Raw genomic sequence first — 1,815 nt, forward strand, 5'->3', positions numbered from 1 at the left:
CAATGCCGCGTAGTTAAGCCGTGAGGTCGTGCGTCAACTTGATCATCGGCCGTGGTGCCGCGCTGAACAGCATGGGAAACGGGACCCCTGCTACTGCAGGGAAGCCGTCCAAGGTCTTCCTGCTCAGCGATGAGGTCCCGTTGTCCCAGCAGTCTGCCATCACGAGCTTCACGCGCACCATCACCGTGGCGAGGGGTGTTTTTGCCCCTGGTCACCTTGGTGAGTTGACGCAGTATCTGCCGTTCGAACTCGTCGATGACGTCCTTTCCCAGACGCGAACAGTGCAGCATCGCCTGCGCCTGCTGCCCTCGCGTGTGGGGGTGTACTTCGTCCTGGCCCTGGGGATCTTCCCAGGTCTCGGCTATGGGCGCGTCTGGGACCGGCTCGTGTCCGGGCTCGGTGCCTTGCGTCTGGTCAGGCCGTCGGAGAAGGCCCTGCGTGATCTCCGGCGCAGGATCGGAGTGGCGCCGCTGAAGGCGCTGTTCGACGTGGTGGCCGGCCCGGTGGCGCGGCCCACGACCCCGGGGACGTGCTATCGGCGCTGGCGCACCGTCGCCTTCGACGGCTGCAGTTCTCTGCTGGCCCCGGACCAGCCCCGCATCCATGCACTGCTGGGGAAACTCCGCCGCGGGCGGAGCGGAACCTTCGAGGGCTATCCACACCTGAGGCTGATGGCACTGTGCGAGACCGGAACGCGTGCCTTGATCGGCGCCGTGTTCGGCTCGACCCACCGCGGTGAGCCCCACTACGCCGACCAGATGCTGCCTCTGCTGGACGACACGATGCTGCTGCTGGCCGACCGCGCCTTCACCGGCGACGACTTCCTCAACCGCGCCGCCGACACCGGCGCCCAGCTCCTGGTGAGGATGAACGCCCGCCGCCGCCCCGCCGTCTGGGCCGTCCTGCCCGACGGATCCTTCCTGACCCGGATCAACGGCCGAACCTTCCGCTTCATCGACGTCGACATCACCGCCACCTGCGCCGACGGCACCCGCATCGGCGACACCTACCGGCTGCTGACCACGCTGCTCGACCACCGAACCGACCCCGCCGACCGCCTCGCCCACCTCTACCACGAACGCTGGGAAGTGGAGTCGGCGTTCCTGGCGCTGCGGCACACCCTGTTCACCGGACGCGTCCTGCGCTCCGCCGACCGCTGCGGCCTGGAACAGGAACTCTGGGCCCTGCTCACCGTCTACCAGGTCCTTCGCCGGGCCATGTGCGACGCCGTCGAGACCCGCCCCGGCACCGACCCCGACCGGGCCTGCTTCACCGCCGCCCTGCACAGCGCGACCGACCAGATCATCACCGCGACCGCCGTCACAGGCCCCGCCCCCGACAACGGCGGCATCACCCAGGCCGTGCTGGACAACCTGCTGCCGCCCCGACGCCCCAGGATCAGCGCCCGGAAGGTGAAATGCCCGATGTCACGCTACGGCGTCACCCCGAACGAACCCCGTCCCCTGCCCAGCAGGAACATCGCCCACCTGGACATCACTGTCATCCCGCTCTCCGCGCACACCGCCCACCCTGCAACCGCCCCGGACACTGCATCGGGCCGCCGCGAACAAGTCCTCCGACTCCTACGAACCAACCCCACCCGCGACTGGAGTCCCCGGGAGATCGCCGACGCGCTGCAGATCGACCACGTCCGCAGCCTCAGCGCGCAACTGGGGCAGTGGGTCCCCCAGGGCTTCCTCAACAAGTCCGGCCGAGGGCGCTACACACTGCACCCCCAGTGGCTCGCCCCCACACACCCAACAGCAGAAACAGGGCAGTTGACGCACGACCTCACGGCTTAACTACGCGGCATTG

1 protein-coding gene is annotated in these 1,815 nt (G+C 68.5%); it reads left to right on the forward strand.

What is annotated here, in order from left to right; translation table 11 throughout:
- Window positions 1-140 precede the first annotated feature (140 nt).
- Window positions 141-1,802, forward strand: coding sequence for an IS4 family transposase (locus ABZ880_RS54380; protein ID WP_361279420.1), 1,662 nt, complete (start codon window positions 141-143; stop codon window positions 1,800-1,802).
- Window positions 1,803-1,815 lie beyond the last annotated feature (13 nt).

The organism is Streptomyces sp. NPDC047043 (assembly GCF_040644055.1).
GTDB lineage: Bacteria > Actinomycetota > Actinomycetes > Streptomycetales > Streptomycetaceae > Streptomyces.